This is a genomic window from Amycolatopsis sp. NPDC051716 (assembly GCF_040681595.1).
GTDB lineage: Bacteria > Actinomycetota > Actinomycetes > Mycobacteriales > Pseudonocardiaceae > Amycolatopsis.
In genome coordinates this window covers 36,502-55,517 of the sequence record NZ_JBFAZA010000019.1, presented here as the reverse complement: position 1 = coordinate 55,517, position 19,016 = coordinate 36,502, and the positions used below count along the sequence as shown (strand labels likewise).

Annotated in this window: 17 protein-coding genes; 7 read left to right on the top strand and 10 right to left on the bottom strand. The window is 73.3% G+C overall.

Annotated features, from left to right (window positions below):
• Nucleotides 1-11: 11 nt before the first annotated feature.
• From AB0M30_RS25730 to cbiE, 6 genes are read right to left on the bottom strand one after another with little or no spacing between them, the layout of a single operon-like run.
• Nucleotides 12-3,104: an arabinosyltransferase domain-containing protein gene (locus tag AB0M30_RS25730; protein WP_364588192.1), complete on the bottom strand. Its 3,093-nt coding sequence runs from the start codon at nucleotides 3,102-3,104 to the stop codon at nucleotides 12-14.
• 18 nt (nucleotides 3,105-3,122) lie between these two features.
• Complete coding sequence (bluB, locus tag AB0M30_RS25725; RefSeq protein WP_364588189.1) at nucleotides 3,123-3,782, bottom strand: 5,6-dimethylbenzimidazole synthase; 660 nt, start codon at nucleotides 3,780-3,782, stop codon at nucleotides 3,123-3,125.
• On the bottom strand, nucleotides 3,779-4,498 hold the full coding sequence (locus AB0M30_RS25720; RefSeq protein WP_364588186.1) for a cobalt-precorrin-6A reductase: 720 nt from the start codon (nucleotides 4,496-4,498) through the stop codon (nucleotides 3,779-3,781). The genes bluB and AB0M30_RS25720 overlap by 4 nt, the downstream gene beginning before the upstream one ends.
• On the bottom strand, nucleotides 4,495-5,511 hold the full coding sequence (locus AB0M30_RS25715; protein ID WP_364588183.1) for a Gfo/Idh/MocA family oxidoreductase: 1,017 nt from the start codon (nucleotides 5,509-5,511) through the stop codon (nucleotides 4,495-4,497). The genes AB0M30_RS25720 and AB0M30_RS25715 overlap by 4 nt, the downstream gene beginning before the upstream one ends.
• Nucleotides 5,508-6,269, bottom strand: coding sequence for a precorrin-4 C(11)-methyltransferase (gene cobM / locus AB0M30_RS25710; protein ID WP_103337655.1), 762 nt, complete (start codon nucleotides 6,267-6,269; stop codon nucleotides 5,508-5,510). Before cobM ends, AB0M30_RS25715 begins: the two co-directional genes overlap by 4 nt.
• Nucleotides 6,266-7,450 (bottom strand): precorrin-6y C5,15-methyltransferase (decarboxylating) subunit CbiE, encoded by a 1,185-nt coding sequence (cbiE, locus tag AB0M30_RS25705; RefSeq protein ID WP_364588180.1) that lies wholly within the window; start codon nucleotides 7,448-7,450, stop codon nucleotides 6,266-6,268. The genes cobM and cbiE overlap by 4 nt, the downstream gene beginning before the upstream one ends.
• 68 nt (nucleotides 7,451-7,518) lie before the next feature.
• Here cbiE and AB0M30_RS25700 point away from each other — a divergent pair, with 68 nt between their 5' ends.
• The 5 genes from AB0M30_RS25700 (at nucleotide 7,519) to AB0M30_RS25680 (ending at nucleotide 12,858) form a co-directional block, all read left to right on the top strand.
• Nucleotides 7,519-9,465 (top strand): putative cobaltochelatase, encoded by a 1,947-nt coding sequence (locus AB0M30_RS25700; protein ID WP_364588177.1) that lies wholly within the window; start codon nucleotides 7,519-7,521, stop codon nucleotides 9,463-9,465.
• Nucleotides 9,465-10,079, top strand: a complete 615-nt coding sequence (gene cobO / locus AB0M30_RS25695) for a cob(I)yrinic acid a,c-diamide adenosyltransferase (RefSeq protein WP_364588174.1) — start codon at nucleotides 9,465-9,467, stop codon at nucleotides 10,077-10,079. Before AB0M30_RS25700 ends, cobO begins: the two co-directional genes overlap by 1 nt.
• A complete protein-coding gene (locus tag AB0M30_RS25690) occupies nucleotides 10,073-11,410 on the top strand; it encodes a cobyrinate a,c-diamide synthase (RefSeq protein ID WP_364588171.1) in 1,338 nt (445 codons plus the stop codon). The genes cobO and AB0M30_RS25690 overlap by 7 nt, the downstream gene beginning before the upstream one ends.
• Nucleotides 11,403-12,419 carry an Rv2231c family pyridoxal phosphate-dependent protein CobC gene (cobC, locus tag AB0M30_RS25685; RefSeq protein ID WP_364588513.1) on the top strand — a complete coding sequence of 339 codons (1,017 nt, stop codon included), beginning with the start codon at nucleotides 11,403-11,405 and terminating at the stop codon, nucleotides 12,417-12,419. Before AB0M30_RS25690 ends, cobC begins: the two co-directional genes overlap by 8 nt.
• A gap of 82 nt (nucleotides 12,420-12,501) precedes the next feature.
• Nucleotides 12,502-12,858 carry a VOC family protein gene (locus AB0M30_RS25680; protein ID WP_364588168.1) on the top strand — a complete coding sequence of 119 codons (357 nt, stop codon included), beginning with the start codon at nucleotides 12,502-12,504 and terminating at the stop codon, nucleotides 12,856-12,858.
• On the opposite strand, the gene AB0M30_RS25675 is transcribed toward AB0M30_RS25680, so the two are convergent.
• The 4 genes from AB0M30_RS25675 to AB0M30_RS25660 all read right to left on the bottom strand — a co-directional run bounded on the left by AB0M30_RS25675 (nucleotide 12,842) and on the right by AB0M30_RS25660 (nucleotide 16,441).
• Nucleotides 12,842-13,528 carry a YafY family protein gene (locus tag AB0M30_RS25675; RefSeq protein ID WP_364588165.1) on the bottom strand — a complete coding sequence of 229 codons (687 nt, stop codon included), beginning with the start codon at nucleotides 13,526-13,528 and terminating at the stop codon, nucleotides 12,842-12,844. The genes AB0M30_RS25680 and AB0M30_RS25675 overlap by 17 nt on opposite strands.
• 91 nt (nucleotides 13,529-13,619) lie before the next feature.
• Nucleotides 13,620-14,336, bottom strand: coding sequence for an adenosylcobinamide-GDP ribazoletransferase (locus AB0M30_RS25670; RefSeq protein ID WP_364588510.1), 717 nt, complete (start codon nucleotides 14,334-14,336; stop codon nucleotides 13,620-13,622).
• Nucleotides 14,337-14,772: 436 nt separating this feature from the next.
• Nucleotides 14,773-15,786 carry a nicotinate-nucleotide--dimethylbenzimidazole phosphoribosyltransferase gene (gene cobT, locus AB0M30_RS25665; protein WP_364588162.1) on the bottom strand — a complete coding sequence of 338 codons (1,014 nt, stop codon included), beginning with the start codon at nucleotides 15,784-15,786 and terminating at the stop codon, nucleotides 14,773-14,775.
• Between the two features lie 13 nt (nucleotides 15,787-15,799).
• The gene (locus AB0M30_RS25660; protein ID WP_364588159.1) at nucleotides 15,800-16,441 is read right to left on the bottom strand and encodes a bifunctional adenosylcobinamide kinase/adenosylcobinamide-phosphate guanylyltransferase; all 642 of its coding nucleotides are present in this window, start codon (nucleotides 16,439-16,441) and stop codon (nucleotides 15,800-15,802) included.
• A 36-nt stretch (nucleotides 16,442-16,477) separates the two neighbouring features.
• On the opposite strand from AB0M30_RS25660, the gene AB0M30_RS25655 reads away from it, so the two are divergent.
• Together AB0M30_RS25655 and AB0M30_RS25650 are read left to right on the top strand one after the other, a co-directional pair.
• Nucleotides 16,478-17,518, top strand: a complete 1,041-nt coding sequence (locus AB0M30_RS25655) for a cobalamin biosynthesis protein (protein ID WP_364588156.1) — start codon at nucleotides 16,478-16,480, stop codon at nucleotides 17,516-17,518.
• Nucleotides 17,515-18,996, top strand: coding sequence for a cobyric acid synthase (locus tag AB0M30_RS25650; RefSeq protein ID WP_364588154.1), 1,482 nt, complete (start codon nucleotides 17,515-17,517; stop codon nucleotides 18,994-18,996). The genes AB0M30_RS25655 and AB0M30_RS25650 overlap by 4 nt, the downstream gene beginning before the upstream one ends.
• Nucleotides 18,997-19,016 lie beyond the last annotated feature (20 nt).

Genomic DNA, 19,016 nt, shown 5'->3' with positions numbered 1-19,016 from the left:
ACTCACGACGGTCAGCGCGTCGGGTCCTTGCCGTTCGGCTGCCGCGGTCCCGGTCCCGGTGACCACCAGCCCGGCACCGTCTTCTCCCCGTGCACCACCGTCGGCGCGATGCCCTCGGTGAACGGCTCGATCTGCAGCAGCTGGCCCCACGACTGGCTCGGCTGGCCGATCAGGTAGCTCGGCACCTCCGGCTCCTCGGCCAGCTCCTCCAGCCAGCCGATCGGCCCGCCGTTCGTCGAGGACGCCCACTGCGCCTCGTCCGCCAGGCCACCCGCCGTGATGCGGTAGTCCGGGACCTGCGAGATGCCGTCGTGCGACGTCACCGGCTGGACGCACGGGTACACGAACGACGCCGGCCAGTCCACGTACACCGGTTTCGAGCCGATGCGGTCCGTCAGCGTCGTGAACGTCGGGACGCGCGGGGCCGAGGCCGCGATCCAGCCGTCCTCGGTCAGGTCGTTGTCGACGATGTTGACGCGGACCGCGTTCGTCTCCGGTGGCAGGTCGCGCAGGTTGATGCGGGTGTCGTTCCAGCCGTTGGTGCCCGCGCCCGGCGGGAGCATGAACTGGCTGCGCAGGACCTTCACGCCGTCCGGGGTGTCGACGCCGTAGTCGAGGCTGACCGACGTCGGCCGGCGGGCCGCGCCCGCGGTGGCCACCACGATCTGGCCGTCCGCCGGCTTCTCCGTCAGCGCGTACCAGTCGCTGCGCAGCCGCCCGGCGCGCGTCTCCGGGTCGAGGTAGCTCGACCACATCGGCACCTTTTCCGGCGTGAACCCGTGCGGGGGCTCGGCCAGGGGGTCCTTGTCGTCGACCGGGCGGGTGTGGAAGCCGGTCTGGACGCGGCCGTTGTCCTGGTCCGGGTTCGGCAGCGGGGAGTCCGGCTCCTTGACCTTCTCCGCGACGGTCCGCTGCTCGGCCTGCGGGTGCAGGATGCTCGTCGCCGCGTCGCGCTCGACCATCACGTGGTCGGAGAGGTTGCAGCTCTTGCCGAACAGGTGCCCGATGTTGGCCGCGCCGAGGCTGTAGCTGCCGGACTGGTTGTGAATCGCCCACGCCATCGTGACGAACTCGCCCGCCGCGACGAGGCCGCAGACCACCACGAGCGAAAGCGACCCGAGCCGCAGCGCGCGCAGCCGGCCTTCCTGGGGCTGGTCCGGCAGGCCCGGCCGGTGCGCGCGGACGTTCTCGACGAACGCGTACACCCCGGCGACCGCGGCCGCGACCAGCAGGATCGTGGACAGGCCGATGCCGCCGATCGACGGCGCCACGTTCGTCCACTGGACACCGAGGCGCGAGACGAACCAGTAGGTGTTCGGGCCGGTCGCCGCCAGCGCGGCGACGACCAGCAGCCCGGCGAGGAAGGCGGCGCGGTTGCGTTTGGACCGCAGGACCGTCGAGCTGGTCGCGAGCGCGGTCAACGCCGCCATCGACGCGCCGACCGCGGCGAACGCACCGAAGTGGTGCGTCCACTTCGTCGGCGTCAGGGCCAGCAGCAGGAAGAACACCGCCGTCGTGCCGATCAGGCGGCGGGCGGGACCGAGCGACGCACCGGGGATGCGGCCGCGGCGCAGCAGCATCACCAGGCAGGTGGCGGTGCACAGGACGACCAGCAGCACCGGGAACCGGCGGGGCGCCGAGCCGTCCGGCAGGTCGGCGAACAGCAGCTGGTAGCGCGCGAGCTCCTGGAACCACGACAGGTTCGGGCCCACCTGGGTCCGGATCCGGGTCGCTTCCTGCACGGTCGCGAAGGTCTGGTCGGCGAACACCACGACCAGCACCAGCAGCCCGGCCGCGGCAACCGGCGCGAGCACCGGCAGCCAGCCGCTCTCGTTCGCGCGCTGGCGCACCAGCTTGAACAGCGGCCGCGCGGCGACCAGGAACGGCGCCACCGCGATCAGCCCGGTCGGCGTCGCGGCCAGGGTGAACCCGGCCGCGGTCAGGCCGAGGCACAGGGGCAGCAGCCGCCGCGTCACCAGCGCACGCTCCACCGCGCAGATCGCCAGCAGCGAGCCGAGCGCGGCCACCGGTTCCGGGCGGACGCCGTTGTTGTAGGGCATCCACCAGATCAGGAACACCGTCGCGGCGGCCCAGCCGGCCGGGCTGCTGGTGCGGATCTGGGTGCCCAGCCGCGGCATCACCTCGCGGCTGATCAGCAGCCAGCTGAGCACGCCGAGCAGGAACGACGGCAGCCGGATCCACGGCGGCACCACGCTGACGTGCGCCATCAGCTCGAAGAGGTGGTAGAACCAGCCGAACGGCGCCTCGGCGACGCCGAACCAGCGGTGGTAGTTCGTCAGGTAGCCGGTCGCCTCGGTGACCCGGGCCATCGTGAGGATGTAGCCGTCGTCCGAGGTCACCGGCCCGATGAAGACCCAGGCGCCGAGCGCGACGATCACCGTCACGTCCCGCGCCGTCAGCCGCCACCAGCCGACCGGTGCCCAGCGCGGGGCGCGGCGCGCGAAGCCGGAGTCGCGGCGCCAGACCGCGATCAGGCAGCCGATCAGCGACAGCACGGCGAGCACGCCGACGAGGATCTTCAGCGCGGTCGGCGACGTCTGGTACCGCGTGTCCGGCACGATCGAGACGTGCAGGCCGGCGATCGGGTCCTTGCTCGAGTTGATGGAGGAGTAGATGCCGACGACGCGGGGACGGACGTCGCCGCCCGCGTGGAAGATCGGTGTCCCGGCGACGGCGAGCGTCATCTGCGTCGCGTCGACGTCCAGTTCGACGTCGCACTTTTCGGCGGGCAGCGGCTGCTGGGCGATCTGCTGGCCCTGGCTCGAGGCGAGCAGCACGCCGTTGTCGACGCGCAGCTGCATGCCGACGCCCTTGCCGGCCTTCGGGTCGGTGCGGCCGTCCGGCACGGTGGCGAAGAGCAGGCCGGGCCCGTTCGTGCGGGCGTCCACCGAGCGGATGGCCGCGCACGGCAGCTCGGCGCGCAGGTCCTGGGCCCAGTACCCGGTCAAGGGCGCGTTGACGGAGCGGGTGTCGCTGCCGGTCGGCCAGACGACCTCCGCCGTGTCCTGCACCACCGGCAGGAAGGGGAAAGCCAGCGCGCACAAGGCCGAGAGCAGCCCTAGCGCTACGGCAATCAGACGCATCGGCGCAACGCTAACGGGTCAGAGGTCGGCCGCTGACGCAGCCCCCGGGTCACGTGGGGTGAATCGCCCGTGGTGTATCGCCGCGGCCAGGGGCCGGCGGCTGCGCCAGCCGTGGCGCTCCAGGTCCGGCACGGTCTCCAGCTTGCTCACCGGCCCCACGCAGAGCCACGCGACCGGCCGGACGCCGTCCGGGATGCCGAGCAGCTCGCTCAGGAACGGCTCGCGGTAGAAGCTGACCCAGCCGGTGCCCAGGCCCTCGGCGGTCGCGGCGAGCCAGAGGTTCTGGATCGCGAGGCACACCGAGTACAGGCCGGCGTCGGCGATGGCGTGCCGGCCGAGCACGTCGGGCGCGCCGCGCGCCGGGTCATAGGTGACGACGACACCGAGGCTGGCCTCGAGGATGCCTTCCACCTTGATGTTCGCGAACGTGCTCGCGCGGTCTTCGCCGAGCTGCCCGGCGAAGACCTCACGTTCTTCGTGGACGTGCTTGGCGAACTTTTCGCGCGTCCCGTGGTCTTCGACCAGCACGAAGTCCCACGGCTGGGTGAGCCCGACGCTCGGCGCGGCGTGCGCGGCCTCGAGGATCCGCGTCAACGTGGCTTCGGGGATCGGCGCGCCGGTGAACTCGCCGCGGACGTCACGCCGCTTGCGCAGGACTTCGTAGAACTCTTCGATCATCGGTGCAGAACCCATTCGACGGCTTCAGGAACGGTTTCGGCGGTCTCGGTGTGCGGCCGGGGCGGCCGCCGGACCACCAGGACGGGCTTCCCGAGTTCGCGGGCCGCGGTCAGCTTCGCGCTGGTCTGCGGGCCACCGGAGTCCTTGGTGACCAGGACGTCGACCCGGCCGAGCAGCCGGCGCTCGGCCGCCACCTCGTACGGCCCGCGGGCGAGGAGGAGCTCGTGGTGGCGCGGGAGCGGCGGCTCGGGCGGGTCGACGCAGCGGATCAGGAACCACAGGTCGTCGAGGTGCGCGAAGGCCGGGAGGCCCTGGCGGCCGCTGGTGAGGAAGACGCGTCCGCCCAGGTCCGGCAGGCGGCGCGCGGCGTCGGCGAGGTCGTCGGCCCAGTGCCAGACGTCCCCGGGGCCCGGCCGCCAGCCGGGCCGCGCGAGCCGCAGGAGGGGGAGGTCCGTCAGCTCCGCCGCTTTTGCCGCGTTCGCACCGATGCGCTCGGCGAAGGGGTGCGTGGCGTCGACGACGGCTTCGATCCGGTTTTCGCGCAGATACTGCGCCAGGCCGTCCGGGCCGCCGAAGCCGCCGACGCGTACTTCGCCGGCGGGAAGCCGCGGCCGGGCGACGCGTCCGGCCAGCGAAGAGACAACGCGGACTTCGCGCGCGGTGAGCGCTTCGGCGAGTTGCCGGGCTTCGCCGGTCCCGCCGAGGATGAGGATCACGAGGAACGCCCGTAGCCGACGGCTTCGCGCCAGCGGTCCAGCGTACGCAGGTTGGCGAGGGTCTCCGCCCAGGTCAGCTCGGGCGCCTGCCGGTCTTCGACGTGCGCGGCGACGTGGTCCGCTTCGCGCGCGAAGACGCCCTGCGTGGCTTCGACCTCGATGACCTCCGGCTCGCCGCCGGCCGGGGTCAGGATGATCCGCGAGACGCCCGGTTTGCGCAGCGGGTGGATCCACGCGGGCTGCGGGACGTGGATCTGCCCGAGCGAGCCGAAGACGTGGATGCCGTCTTCGCGGGTCAGCCGGATCCCGCACGAAATCGTCGCGAGGATGTCCCCGGGCAGGCGCAGCAGGCCCGTCGCCCACTCGTCGACGCCGGTGGCGGACAGGTGCGCCATCCCGCTGACTTCGGACGGTTCGACGACGTCCTGCCCGGTCGCGGCCTGCGCGACCAGCCGGGCCAGCGACGTGCAGTAGCAGCCGACGTCGAGGATCCCGCCGCCGCCGAGCGCCGGGTCGCCGAGCCGGGCGGTCTCCTCCGGGTTGCTGTCGAAGGAGAAGGTCGTGTCCACCGCGCGGACCTCGCCGATGGCGCCGGACGAGATCAGCTCGGCCAGCCGCCGCGTCTGCGGGTGCAGCCGGTACATGAACGCCTCCATCAGGAAGACGTCGTGCGCGCGGGCGGCCGCGATCACCTCCTCGGCATCGGCCGCGGTGATCGTCAGCGGCTTCTCGCACAGCACGTGCTTCCCGGCCTCGGCGGCGGCGATGGCCCACTGCTTGTGCATCGCGTGCGGCGTCGAGACGTACACGGCGTCGATGTCCGGGTCGGCGAGGAGCTCTTCGTAGCTGCCGTAGGCCTTCGGGATGTCGAAGCGCGTGGCGAAGTCCCGCGCGCGCCCGGCGTCCCGCGCCGCGACGGCACCGAGGACGCCGTGCTTGCTTTCGTCGACGCCCGCGGCGAAGTGGGCGGCGATCGTCCCGGCGGCCAGCAGGCCCCAGCGCAGTTCCGTCACAACGACTCCGGTTGGTTCGCCCGGTCACGGGCACTCGAGTAGAGGAAGCTGTCGGGGAAGTCGGTCGCGGCGAGCACCCGCCCGACGAAGATGGTGGCGGCGCGCGTCATCCCGGCTTCGCGCACCAGCGCGGGCAGTTCGCCGAGCACCCCGCGCACGACGGTTTCCCCGGGCTGGCTCGCGAGCGCGACGACGGCGACGGGACAGTCCGCGCCGTAGTGCGGCCGGAGTTCCCCGGCCACCCGCTCGACGTGGTTGATGGCGAGGTGCAGCGCGAGGGTGGCCCCGGTCGCGGCAAAAGCGGCGAGGGTCTCCCCGGGCGGCATCTTGGTCGAGCGGGCTTGGACGCGAGTGATCACCAGGCTCTGCCCGATTTCGGGCACGGTGAGCTCCCGCTTCAGCGCGGCGGCCGAAGCGGCGAAGGCGGGCACACCGGGGACGACGGCATAGGGAACCCCGGCCGCGTCCAGCCGCCGCACCTGCTCGGCGACGGCGCTGTAGAGCGACGGATCCCCGGAGCACAGCCGCGCGACCTCGTGCCCGGCCCGGTGGGCCTCGACCAGCCTCGCGACGATCTGCTCGAGGCTGAGGTTCGCCGTGTCGACGAGCTCGGCCCCGGGCGGGCAGTAGGCGAGCAGATCGGGCGGCGTCATGCTGCCGGGGTAGAGGCAGACCCCGCACCGGGCGAGCAGGTCCCGGCCGCGCACGGTGATGAGGTCGGCGGCCCCGGGCCCGGCGCCGATGAAGTGCACGGTCATCGGTTGCTCCACTGCGTCACGACCCGAGCCGGGGTCCAGCCCGTGAAGCCGCCCAGCGGGGCCGCCTTCTCCACACCGATCCGCAGCAGCTCCCCTCCGTGCTCCTCGTACGCGCGCGCCAGGACCTGCTCGGCCTCCAGCGTCACCCCGTGCGCCACCACTCGTGCGCCCGTGGCCACACACGCCTCCAGTACGCCCGGCGCCGTCACGCCGCCTCCGATGAAGACCGCGTCCGGTGCGGGCAGCGCGCTCAGCGCTTCCGGTGCTTCCCCCGCCACCACCTCCAGTTCCGGTACTCCCAGGTCCAATGCGTTCCGGGCGATCCGCTCGGCCCGCTCGGCCGAACGCTCGATCGCGACCGCGCGGTTGAGCCCGTGCAGCCGTGACCACTCGATGCCGACGCTGCCCGCGCCCGCGCCGACGTCCCACAACAACTCGCCGGGACTCGGCGCGAGGCGGGCCAGCGCCGACACTCGCAGGTCGCGCTTGGTCAACTGCCCGTCGTGGGCGTACACGTCGTCCGGGATGCCGATCAGCGGCAACGCCGGACCCGCGCACGCCAGCGCGAACACCGTCAGCGGTCCGGGATCGCCGGCCCAGCCGTCGGAGACGCGCTCGTCGGGCCCGCCCAGGTTCTCCAACGCGATCAGCTCGCTCTCGCCATAACCCCGCACGGTGAGCAGGGAGCGCAAAGCGGGCGCGTCGGCACCCAGGACGAGCACTCGCCGGCGCGGCGCCAGAACCCGGGCGACGCGGGCCGACGACCGGCCGACGATGGTGACCACCTCGGTCTCCTCGGCGGACCAGCCCAGCCGTGCCCGGGCCAGTGTCACCGAGGAGAGCGCGGGTAGCGCCTCGACCTCGTATCCATGGGCCACCAGTGTGGCACCCACCCCCGACAAAAACGGATCACCGCTGGCCAGGACGCAGATCCGGGCGCCTTCGTGCTCCGCGATGACCGCGTCCAGCCCCGGCAGCAACGGCGTCGGCCACGCCTGCGCCGGGACCTCCTCGGGCAGGTAGGCCAGCTGCCGGGGCGCACCCAGCACGACGTCGGCGGCGAGCACCGCGGCCTTCGCCGGTTCCGACAGGCCGGGCCAGCCGTCCGCCCCGATCCCGACCACGGTCAGGCGGTTCGCGGAGCCCGCCTCCGCCGCGGATCGACGTGATTCTTCGCGCACGATTTCCCACCCTAAGCGAGGCGGCCGCTGTGCGATGATCGGCCGGTCGCCGAGCTGGAGGAGCGCTGTTGAAGCCGTATCCGTTCACCGCTGTCGTCGGGTTGCCGGACCTGCGCCTGGCGCTGGTCCTGTCCTCGATCTCGCCCGCGGTCGGCGGGGTGCTGGTGCGCGGCGAAAAGGGCACCGCGAAGTCGACGATGGTCCGCGCGCTCGCCGGCCTCCTGCCGGGTGTCGACGTCGTCGACGGCTGCCGGTTCTCCTGTGATCCCGCGGCTCCCGACCCGCTTTGCCCGGACGGCCCGCACGACGGCGCGACCAGCCACCGGCGGCCCGCGAAGCTGGTCGAACTCCCGGTCGGCGCCGCCGAAGACCGCGTCATCGGCTCGCTGCACCTGGAACGCGCGCTTGCCGAAGGCGTCACGGACTTCCAGCCCGGCCTGCTGGCCGCCGCGCACCGCGGGCTGCTCTACGTCGACGAGGTCAACCTGCTGCACGACCACCTCGTCGACACGCTCCTGGACGCCGCCGCGATGGGCCGCGCGACCGTGGAGCGCGAAGGGGTTTCGGTCTCGCACGCCGCGCGGTTCGTGCTGATCGGCACCATGAACCCCGAAGAGGGGGAGCTGCGGCCGCAGCTGCTGGACCGGTTCGGGCTGACCGTCGAGGTCGCCTCCAGCCGCGATCCGGAGCAGCGCGTCGAGGTCGTCCGCCGTCGCCTGGCCTACGAAGCCGATCCCGACGCCTTCGCCGCGCAGTACGCCGGCGAAGACGCCCGGCTCGCCGCGGACATCGAAGCGGCGCAACGGCTTCTGCCCGCCGTCAAGCTCCCCGACGAGGCCCTGCGCCGGATCGCCGAGGTCTGCGCGTCCTTCGAGGTCGACGGCATGCGCGCGGACATCGTCACCGCGCGGACGGCGGTCGCGCACGCGGCCTGGACCGGCCGCGACGAGGTGACCACCGAGGACGTCCGCGTCGCCGCGCGGCTCGCGCTGCCGCACCGGCGCCGCCGGAACCCGTTCGACGCGCCGGGGATCTCGGAAGAGCAGCTGGAGCAGGCGCTGCAGGACGCCGAACCGGACCCCGGCCCCGAAGACGACGGCCCCGGCTCCGGTCCGGCGCCGTCTCAAGACGAAGTTCCCCAAGGCAGCGAAAACGCCCCGCAAGGTGAACCGAAGCCGCAGAGCGGCGGCCAGCAGAAGACCGTCGGGGCCGGTGAGACGTTCAAGGCACGCGTCTTCCGCGTCAAGGGCATGGGCGAGGGCGAGCGCGGCCGCCGTTCACGCGCGATCACCGACAGCGGCCGGACGATCGGCGTCCAGCCCACGAGCGTCCGCGAAGGCCGGCCTCACCTGGTCGCGACCGTGAAAGCCGCGGCACCGCACCAGAAAGCCCGCGGCCGCACCGGTGCCGGGCTCGAGCTGCGCCCCGAAGACCTGCGGTTCGCGCTGCGTGAAGGCCGCGAAGGCAATCTGGTGCTGTTCTGCGTGGACGCGTCCGGTTCGATGGGCGCGAAGGCCCGGATGCGCGAGGTCAAGTCCGCGGTCCTGTCGCTGCTGCTCGACGCCTACCAGCGCCGCGACAAGGTCGGGCTCGTCACGTTCCGCGGCGACGCGGCCGAACTCGCGCTGCCGCCGACGATCAGCGTCGACGCGGCCGCGTCCCGCCTCGAAGGTCTCCCGACCGGCGGCCGGACGCCCCTGGCCGAAGGGCTCCTGGAGGCGGCGCGCGTGCTGCGTGTCGAGGAGATCCGCGACCCCCGGCGCCGCCCGCTGCTGGTCGTCGTCACCGACGGCCGCGCCACCAGCGGTCCCGACGCCGTCGCACGCGCCCAGGCCGCGGCCGGGCTCCTGGCCGGCGTCACGACGATCGTCATGGACTGCGAGAGCGGCAAGATGCGCCTCGGCCTGGCCGCCGACCTCGCCGCCCACCTCGGCGCGGAACACGTCCCCCTCGCCGGCGTCGCCGCCGAATCGCTGGCGGACGCCGTCCGCGCCCGGACCGGAAGGGCCGCCTGATGCCGCAGGGCAAACCGGAAGCCGTCCCGAACGACGGCCTGACCACGCGCCAGCGCCGCAACCGGCCGCTGCTCGCCGTGCACACCGGCGAAATGAAGGGCAAGTCGACGGCCGCGTTCGGGATGGCGCTGCGCGCCTGGAACCAGGGCTGGTCGATCGGCGTGTTCCAGTTCGTCAAGTCGGCGAAGTGGCGCGTCGGCGAGGAAGCCGCGTTCAAGGCATTGGGCAAGCTGCACGACGACACCGGCGAGGGCGGGCCGGTCGAGTGGCACAAGATGGGCGAGGGCTGGAGCTGGGCGCGCAAGTCCGGCACGGAAGAGGACCACGCTTCGAACGCCCGTGAGGGGTGGGCGGAGATCAAGCGCCGGCTCGCCGCCGGGACGCACGATTTCTACGTCCTCGACGAATTTTCCTACCTGCTCAAGTGGGGCTGGCTCGACGTGGCCGACGTGGTGTCCACTTTGGTCTCGCGGCCCGGGCACCAGCACGTCGTCATCACCGGCCGGTACGCGCCGCCGGAGCTCGTCGAGGCCGCCGACCTGGTCGCCGAGATGACCAAGGTCAAGCACCCGATGGACGCCGGCCAGAAGGGCCAGCGGGGGATCGAGTGGTAGCGCGGGTGGTCATCGCCGCGCCCGGTTCCGGGCACGGCAAGACCACGATCGCCGCCGGGCTGATGGCGGCGCTGCGCGCGGCCGGGCACCGGGTGTCCGGGCACAAGGTCGGGCCGGACTTCATCGATCCGGGCTACCACGCGCTCGCGACCGGACGCCCGGCGCGCAACCTCGACCCGTTCCTGCAGGGCGAAGACCGGCTGGTTCCGTTGCTGCGGCATGGTTCCGCGGGGGCCGACATCGCCGTGATCGAGGGCGTGATGGGCCTGTTCGACGGGGCACTGGGCACCGAAGGCTACGCCTCGACCGCGCACGTGGCCCGCCTGCTCGACGCGCCGGTGGTGCTGGTCGTCGACGCCTCGGCCGCCTCCCGCAGCGTCGCCGCGACCGTCCTCGGCTTCGCCCACTACGACAACCGCGTGCGGCTCGCCGGGGTCATCCTCAACAAGCTCGGTTCGCAGCGCCACCTCGACGAGATCGCGTCCGCGCTGGAAGCCACCGGCGTCCCGCTGCTGGGGGCGTTGTACCGCAACGAAGAGATCCACGCGCCGAGCCGTCACCTCGGGCTCGTCCCGGCGGCGGAACGGGCCGCGGAGGCTCAGCATGTACTGCCCGCGCTGGCCGCGTGGGTGCGCGACGGCGTCGACCTCGACGCGATCGTCCGGATCGCTTCCGGGGCGCCGGGACTTTCTTCGCCGCCGTGGGAGCCGTCCGGGGTGGATGGTCCGCGGGTGACGATCGCCGCCGCCGGCGGTCCGGCGTTCACCTTCCGCTACACCGAGAACATCGAGCTGCTGGCGGCTTGCGGCGTCGAGGTCGTGGACGTCGATCCGCTGCGTGACGAGGCGTTGCCCGGCGGGTGCGCCGGTCTGTACTTCGGCGGCGGGTTCCCGGAGGTGCACGCGGCGGAACTGTCGGCGAACACGGCGTTGCGTAGCGAAGTGGCTTCGGCCGTCCAGGGCGGAATGCCGGTCAGTGCGGAATGCGCCGGGCTGCTGTACCTGTGCCAGTCCCTGGACGGCGTGCCGATGGCCGGTGCGGTGCCCGCGGACGCCAAGATGACCGCCCGCGGCAAGCTCGGCTACCGGCGCGCGGTCGCCGTCGAGGACAACCTGATGGCGACGGCCGGCCAGCGCGTCACCGGGCACGAGTTCCACCGGACCGAGGTGACGCCGTCGCACGGCGCCTCGGCGGCCTGGGGCTGGGACCGGCAGCTGGACGGCTTCGCGTCGCCGACGCTGCACGCGTCCTACCTGCACGTCCACTGGGCCGGGTACCCCGAGCTGGCCCAGCGGTTCGCGGCGCGGGTGCGGGCGTATGGCCGTGTCTGATTACGACCTGCACCACCACGGTGATCGTGAGGTCGGGCCGGGACTGGTCGACCTGGCCGTGAACGTCCGGCTGCCGCGCCCGCCCGCTTGGCTGCGGGCCGAGCTGGCGTCCGCTTTGGACTCGCTGGCCGCCTACCCGTCCACCGCGGACGCGGTGCGGGCGGTGGCCGCACGCCACGGCCGTCCTCCTTCGGAAGTGCTGGTCACCGCGGGTGCGGCGGAGGCGTTCACGCTGCTGGCCTCGGCTTTGCGGCCGCGCCACGCGGTGGTCGTGCACCCGCAGTTCACCGAGCCCGAAGCGGCGCTGCGGGCGGCGGGACACGCGGTCTCGCGGGTGATCCTCGCCGAGGCGGACGGTTTCGTTCTCGATCCGGCGCGGGTCCCGGCCGATGCCGACCTGGTGTTCGTCGGCAATCCGACGAACCCGACATCGGTCTTGCATCCCGCGTCTTCGCTGCTTTCCCTGGTGCGCCCCGGCCGGCTGCTCGTGGTGGACGAAGCGTTCCTGGACGCGATCCCGGGCGAGGCCGAGAGCCTGGCGTCCGGTGTCCCGGGTGTCGTCGTGCTGCGCAGCCTGACGAAGACCTGGGGCTTGGCCGGCCTGCGAGCGGGCTACGTGCTCGCTCCGGCGGATGTCGTCGAGCGGCTGCGGGCGGTGCAGGTGCCCTGGTCGGTGTCCACGTTGGCCGGCGTGGCGACCGTGGCGTGCTGCCGGCCGGCCGCCGTGGAGGAAGCGGAAAAGCTGGCGGTCGCGGCGGAGTCGGACCGCGAGTACCTGGTCTCCGGCCTGACCGCGGCGGGCGTGCCGGTGCTGGGCGACCCGCGTGGCCCGTTCGTGCTGGTCCGCGTCCCCGGCGGCGCTTCCCTGCGCGCGCGCCTGCGTGAAGCGGGCTACGCGGTGCGGCGGGGGGACACGTTCCCCGGCCTCGGCCCGGATCATCTGCGGCTGGCGGTCCGCGACCGCGCGACGACGGACGCGTTCCTGGCGACTTTGCGAGAAGTTTCGTAAACACCGACAGGGGGTTGTCGTTACCGCCACCGAAACTGGGCGCACACCGGGAAACACCCGGCGTGGCAGCGGAAGGAACGACATGCCCGGATTCAACGACGTCGCCTGGTTCGAGATCGGTACCGCGGACCCGGCAGCCGCCGAACAGTTCTACGGCGAGGTGTTCGGCTGGAAGATCGCCCAGGACTCGTCGGCCAGCACCGACCCGGTCTACCGGGTGATCGACACCGGCGGCTCGCGCGGTGGGCTCTCCAGGGGAACCGAGGACTACGCGATCTTCACCGTGCTCGTCGAGGACGTCGACGCCACCTGCCGGCAGGTCGAGAAGGCCGGCGGCCGGGTGCAACGGCCACCGAGCGTCAACCCGGTCGGCGTGACGTTCGCACACGTGCTCGACCCGGCGGGCAACCACTTCTCCGTGTTCACCCCGCCAAAGTGAGCTGATCGACGTCGCCGTACGGGATGTCGAGGTCCTCGGGCCGCAGCCGGCGAAGCGGCGGCACTTCGGCGGTCACGGAGTACGAGACGATCCGATCGGTGCGGAACGCCCGGATCTCCTTGCGCAGCCGGCACCAGGCGATGAGGTACCAGTGCGCGGGCTTGCCGACGTAGCCGAGCGGCTCGATCTCCCGCCGGGTGACGGTGCCTGCGCGGTCGGTGTATCGGATGCGCAGCACGCGGCGGATACCGAGCACGTGCGGCATCGGCGGGATGGGCCCGCTGCCGAGCAGGTGGACGCAGGCGGCGAGGTTCTGCGCCGCGTCCGCGTCCTCCCGCCGCATCGCGGCGACCAGCTTGCGCAGCGCCGAGCGCCCTTCCGCCCGGAAGGGAGTGGCGTCGAGGTGTCTCAGCGCGAGCGCCATGGCGACGGCCTCGGCGGGCGTCAGGTTGACCGGCGGCATCGTGTGCGCCTTGTCGAGGCAGTACCCGCCGGTGCGGCCGGCCTCGGCGTAGATCGGCGTTCCGGACTGCTGCAGGGCACTGATGTCCCGTTCGACGGTGCGGACGCTGACCTCGAACCGGTCCGCGAGCCAGCGCGCACTGCGTGGCCGCGGCGCGACGGCGCGGAGTTCTTCGACAAGGGCGTAGAGACGATCGGTCCGGTTCACGCGGATCACTGTAAGGAGGGGGTATGACAGTTTCGGCCACGTGCGGCGCTTGAGCTCCGTAGCGCCCGGGCGTCTCGGCCAGCCGGTGGACCTAAATCGACAACGCGACCAGAGCGGCCGCGACGGCGGCTTCGACACCGGCACCGAGGACGTCACCGGTGATGCCGCCGAGCCGTTTGGTGCACCGCCACAGGAGCGCACTCGCGACGGCGTAGGCGAGGCCGACGGCGAGCGGCCCGCGCCACCACGGCAGGCCAGGCAGCAGCACCGCCAGCCCGGCGGCGGCCACGCCCACGGCGATCGCGGCGGCGCGCGGCACCGAGCCGGCGACGGTGGCACCGAGCCCGTCCGGCCGTGCTGACGGAACGCCCCGCGCACACGCCATGGAGAGCGTGCACCGGCCGACGAGCACGCCCGCGGCGGCGGTGATCGGGTTGGCGGCGGTCAGGGCACCGACCTGGACGAGGAGGACCAGGACGAGGGTGGCCACCCCGGTGGGCCCGGAGTCGCCGCGGCGCATGACGTCGAGGGCTTTGGCGCGGTCGTAAGAGGCACCGAGGCCGTCGGCGGTGTCGGCGAGCCCGTCGAGGTGCAATCCTCGGCTGCCGAGCGCGACGGCACCGAGGGCGAGTGCCGCGGTGGCGAGCGCGGGCAGCCCGGCGGCGGAACCGGCCCAGACGATCCCCCCAGCGGCGGCGGCCAGCGGGAGCGAGGCAAGGGGAGCGAGCAGCATGGCCCGCCCGGCAACACGCCGATCGATGACCCGCGGAGCGGGAACCGGCACGGTGGTCAGCGTCCCGACGGCCATCCGCACGGCATCAACCCACCGGCTCACGTCGGGTTGTCCGCAGCCGCAGCCGCAGCCGCAGCCGCAGCCGCAGCCGCAGCCGCAGCCGCAGCCGCAGCCGTGGTCGCCGAGCGGCGAGCATCCAGCTCAGCCTGGATCATCGCCCGCGACACTCGGTCCGAGGCTGGCTTGCCGATCTTCGGCCTGGGTCGCCGGGCGGCGGCCATTTCTTGCGCGGCGTAGGGCTGGCAAGCGCCGTCGGGCTGCCGGTTGCGGTCCGGTTCCCAGCTGATCGCCGACACCGGGCGGCTCAGCTTCGCCGCGGTCATCTGCAGCGAGATCCCGGGCGGGCGGGCCCGCTCGCCCCGGCTCGGAAACCGCGAGGCTGCGACTGCCGGCACCGGCGGAGGTGTGGCAACCACTCCGGGAAACCCTCGAGTGGCGGGGGCTGCTTCCTTCATGCCAGGTCGGCCAACAGGCCCATCTCGGCCAGGATCGCCCGGGCCGCTCGCAGGGTCGGCACAGCCTGGACAGCGCCGCTGCCTTCGCCGAGCCGCAGGCCGAAGTCCAGGATCGGCTCCAGCCCCAGCGCCTTCAACGCGAACGCCTGCGAAGGTTCCGTCGACCGATGTCCGGCCAGCCACCACTGCTCCGCCCCCGGCGCGATGTCCCGCGCCACCAACGCCGCCGCGCCGGAGAACACCCCGTCCAGCAGCACCGGAATTCCCAGCACCGCCGCCTGGACCAGGAAGCCCGCCGTCGCTGCCACGCAGGCGCTGCCCAGCGCCGTCAGCCTCTCGAACGGGTCCTCCGTCCGGCCCGCCGTCCGCGTCAACGCCGCCGCGACCGCCGCCGTCTTGCGCTCCAAACCCGCTGCGTCGACTCCCGTTCCCGTGCCGACGACCTCCGTCGCCGGCAGGCCGAGGGAGGCCGCCACCAGCGCCGCGCACATCGCCGTGTTGCCGATCCCCATGTCGCCCGGGATCAGGACGTCCGCCTCACGTTCCTCCAGCGCGATCGCCCGGCCCGCTTCGAACGCCGCCTGGGCTTCGCCCGGCAGCAACGCGTCCTCGACGTCGATCGAGCCCGAACCGCGGCGGATCTTGTGCGCCGTCACCGAGGCCGGCACGTCCGCGCCGTCCCAATCGACACCGATGTCCACTACGCGCACGCGCGCTCCGACCTGGGCGGCCAGCACGTTCACGCCGCTCTTGCCGGCCAGGAACACCCGCACCATCGCCGCGGTCACCTCGCGCGGGTACGCCGAAAGCGCCGACACGCCGTGATCACCCGCGAAGACGACCACGCGGACGTCGTCCAGCGGGCGCGGCGGCACGGTGCCGTGCGCCGCGGACAGCCAGGCCGCGATCTCCTCCAGCCTGCCCAGCGCGCCGAGCGGCTTGACCAGGCCGTCGAGCCGCTCGAGTGCGGCGGTGCGGGCGGCGGGGTCGGGCACGGGTACGTCGAACACGGGCGCCTCCTGGCTACAGGTCGAGCGCCCGGCCCGCGACGACCAGCACGACCCGGTCGGCGTCGGCGGACACCCGGTTGTTGAGTGCGCCCAGCACATCACGGAACAGCCGTCCGGACGACGTTGCGGGCACCACACCGCTGCCGACCTCGTTGCTCACCGCGACCACTGGTACACGCGCCGCGGCCCACGCGGCCAGGAAGTCCTCGAGCCGGTCGTCCAGGCGGTGCTCCCAGCCCGGCTTCTGCCGCCACGCGCCGACGTCGTCCAGCACGCGGGACAGCCAGGTGCCGAGGCAGTCGATCAGCAGCGGCTCGGTCGCCGTGCGCAGGACGCCGGCCAGGTCAGTGGTCTCGACGGTCTTCCAGTTCGCCGGCCGCCGCGCCTGGTGCGCGGCCACCCGCGCGGCCCATTCGGGGTCGTCTTCGCCCGCGGGCAGGCCGGGCGCGACGTAGACGAGGTGGGAGTGGTGGGCGACGAGCCGCTCGGCGTGCCGCGACTTCCCCGAGCGGACGCCGCCGAGGACCAGCACCTTGCCTTCGTCGCGCCCGTACCGGCGGAGGGCACGAGCCAGGGTTTCGAGATACCCGGCGAGCCGGTGCGTCAGCCCCGCCGACGGACGTTTCTTCGCGGAGGCGGCATTGGGCACAGTCATACCCGGCATTCTGGTGCACGCGCTACCGTGCGCCACGTGCCACTCCGTCTAGGGACAACCGCGGCCGGACTCGTGACCGGATACGTAACCGACGCTCTGTTCGGTGACCCCCGAACGGGCCATCCGGTCGCTCTGTTCGGTACCGCCGCGGCCCGCCTGGAACACCGTCTGTGGGCTGATTCGAAGCCGCGCGGGGCCGCGTACGCCGCGCTGTGCACCTTCGGCGCCGTCGGCCTCGGCGTCGCGCTTCAGACGGCGACGCGGCGACGTCCCTTCGCGCGGTTCGTCCTCACCGCCGCGTCCACGTGGGTTGTCCTCGGCGGCCGCGGCCTGGCCGCCGAAGGCACCGAAATGGCCCGCCTGCTCGAAGCGGGCGCAGTGCCCGAAGCGCGTCAGCGGCTCTCGCACCTCTGCGCGCGCGACGCGACAGCCCTCGACGCCGCCGAGCTGACCCGCGCGGCCACCGAATCGATCGCCGAGAACACCTCGGACGCCGTGGTCGCGCCCTTGTTCTGGGGAGCCGTCGCCGGGATGCCGGGCCTCCTCGGCTACCGCGCGCTCAACACGCTCGACGCGATGGTCGGCTACCGCTCACCGCGCTACCGCCGCTTCGGCTGGGCTGCGGCGCGCGCCGACGACGTCGTCAACCTGGTGCCGTCGCGGATCGGGGCGGCGCTCACGGCGTTGTGCGCGGGCGGCCGGGCCGGGGAGTCCTGGCGGGTGTGGCGCCGAGACGGCGGCCGGCACCCGAGCCCCAACGCGGGCCAGGTGGAAGCGGCGTTCGCGGGAGCGCTGGACATCCGCCTCGGCGGGACGAACAGCTACGGCGGCGAGGTGGAGAGCCGGGCCCGCCTCGGCGAAGGCCGCGACCCGCAGCCGACGGACCTGCGCCGCGCAGTGCGCCTCTCCCGGCTGGTAGGGGCGGCAGCGGTGGCCATCGCCGCCAGCGCAGCCCCCGCCACTCCCTGGGGGGCGGCCCCTGTCCAGTCTATCGGCTCCCGGTGGGGGAAAGGCCCCGCTCGGCGATCTGTGGACAACTCGGCCCGCGTCGGCCTGGCTGTGGACAACCGGCGATGAGCGGGCTGCTCGTCGCCGGGACGACGTCCGATGCCGGGAAGAGCCTGGTCACCGCCGGGATCTGCCGGTGGCTTGCGCGCCGGGGGGTGCGGGTGGCGCCGTTCAAGGCGCAGAACATGTCGAACAACTCCATGGTCTGCGCCGACGGCGCCGAGATCGGCCGCGCCCAGTGGGTGCAGGCGCGGGCCGCCGGCGTGGAACCCGAAGCGGCGATGAACCCCGTACTGCTCAAGCCCGGCAGTGACCGGCGCAGCCACGTCGTCGCGCTCGGGAAGCCGTTCGGCACGCTCGAAGCGGGGGAGTACGCCACCGGCCGCGCCGGGCTGGCCGAGATCGCCTTCGGTGCCTTCGAGGACCTGAGCGCGCGCTTCGACGTCGTCGTCTGCGAAGGCGCCGGCAGTCCGGCGGAGATCAACCTGCGCGGCGGCGACTACGTCAACATGGGGCTCGCGCGGCGGTTCGGGCTGCCGGTGCTGGTCGTCGGCGACATCGACCGCGGCGGCGTGCTCGCGGCGATGTTCGGCACCCTCGCGCTGCTGTCGGCCGAGGACCAGGCCCTGGTCGCGGGCTGGGTGGTCAACAAGTTCCGCGGCGACGTCGGCCTGCTGCGGCCGGGCCTGGACAGCCTCGAGAAGATCACCGGACGGCCGGTGCTGGGCGTGCTGCCCTGGCTGGACCGGGTGTGGATCGACTCGGAGGACGCTCTCGCCGTGGCGGGCTGGCGCCGCGAAACGCCCGGTGGTGGCCTCGGCGTGGCGGTCGTCCGGTTCCCGCGCGCGTCCAACGCCACCGACGTCGACGCGCTGGCCGCCGAGCCCGGGGTCACGGTGACGCTCACCGCCGACCCCGACGTCGTCGCGGCGGCGGACATCGTGGTGCTGCCGGGGTCGCGCGCCACCGTGGCCGACCTGGCCTGGCTGCGAGAGCGTGGCCTCGACACGGCGGTGACGGCCCGGGCCGCCGCGGGCCGCCCGGTCCTGGGCATCTGCGGCGGCTACCAGATGCTCACCGAGTCCATTGTGGACGACGTCGAATCCGGCGCGGGCGAGGTGGCGGGCCTAGGCCTGCTGCCTGGACGGGTGACGTTCGCCGCGGAGAAGGTGCTCACCCGGCCGGCGGGAACGTGGCGCGGCCATCCTGTGGACGCCTACGAAATCCACCACGGCTCGGTGATCGCCACGACCCCGGCAGAGTCCTTCCTGGACGGTCGGCGCGCGGGAGCGGTCTGGGGCACGATGTGGCACGGCGCGTTCGAGAACGACGCCTTCCGTCGCGCGTGGCTCACCGAAGCGGCGGCGCAGGCGGGAGTCGGCTGGACACCGGCGCCGGACGCGCCCGGCTTCGGTGAGCTGCGCGAGGAGATGCTGGACAAGCTGGCGGACGCGGTCGACGAACACCTGGACACGGAGCTGCTGCGGACGCTGCTGGACCGCGGGGCGCCGCCGGACCTGCCGTTCGTGCCGCCGGGCGCGCCTTAGCGCGGCCGGGCCGGGGTGCG

Coding starts and splice junctions, on each gene's coding strand:
- AB0M30_RS25680 (WP_364588168.1), top strand. CDS start 12,502: ATGCCCGGATTCAACGACGTCGCCTGGTTCGAGATCGGTACCGCGGAC.
- AB0M30_RS25730 (WP_364588192.1), bottom strand. CDS start 3,104: ATGCGTCTGATTGCCGTAGCGCTAGGGCTGCTCTCGGCCTTGTGCGCG.
- cobO (WP_364588174.1), top strand. CDS start 9,465: ATGCCGCAGGGCAAACCGGAAGCCGTCCCGAACGACGGCCTGACCACG.
- AB0M30_RS25670 (WP_364588510.1), bottom strand. CDS start 14,336: ATGGCCGTCGGGACGCTGACCACCGTGCCGGTTCCCGCTCCGCGGGTC.
- AB0M30_RS25660 (WP_364588159.1), bottom strand. CDS start 16,441: ATGACTGTGCCCAATGCCGCCTCCGCGAAGAAACGTCCGTCGGCGGGG.
- cobM (WP_103337655.1), bottom strand. CDS start 6,269: ATGACCGTGCACTTCATCGGCGCCGGGCCCGGGGCCGCCGACCTCATC.
- AB0M30_RS25650 (WP_364588154.1), top strand. CDS start 17,515: ATGAGCGGGCTGCTCGTCGCCGGGACGACGTCCGATGCCGGGAAGAGC.
- bluB (WP_364588189.1), bottom strand. CDS start 3,782: ATGATCGAAGAGTTCTACGAAGTCCTGCGCAAGCGGCGTGACGTCCGC.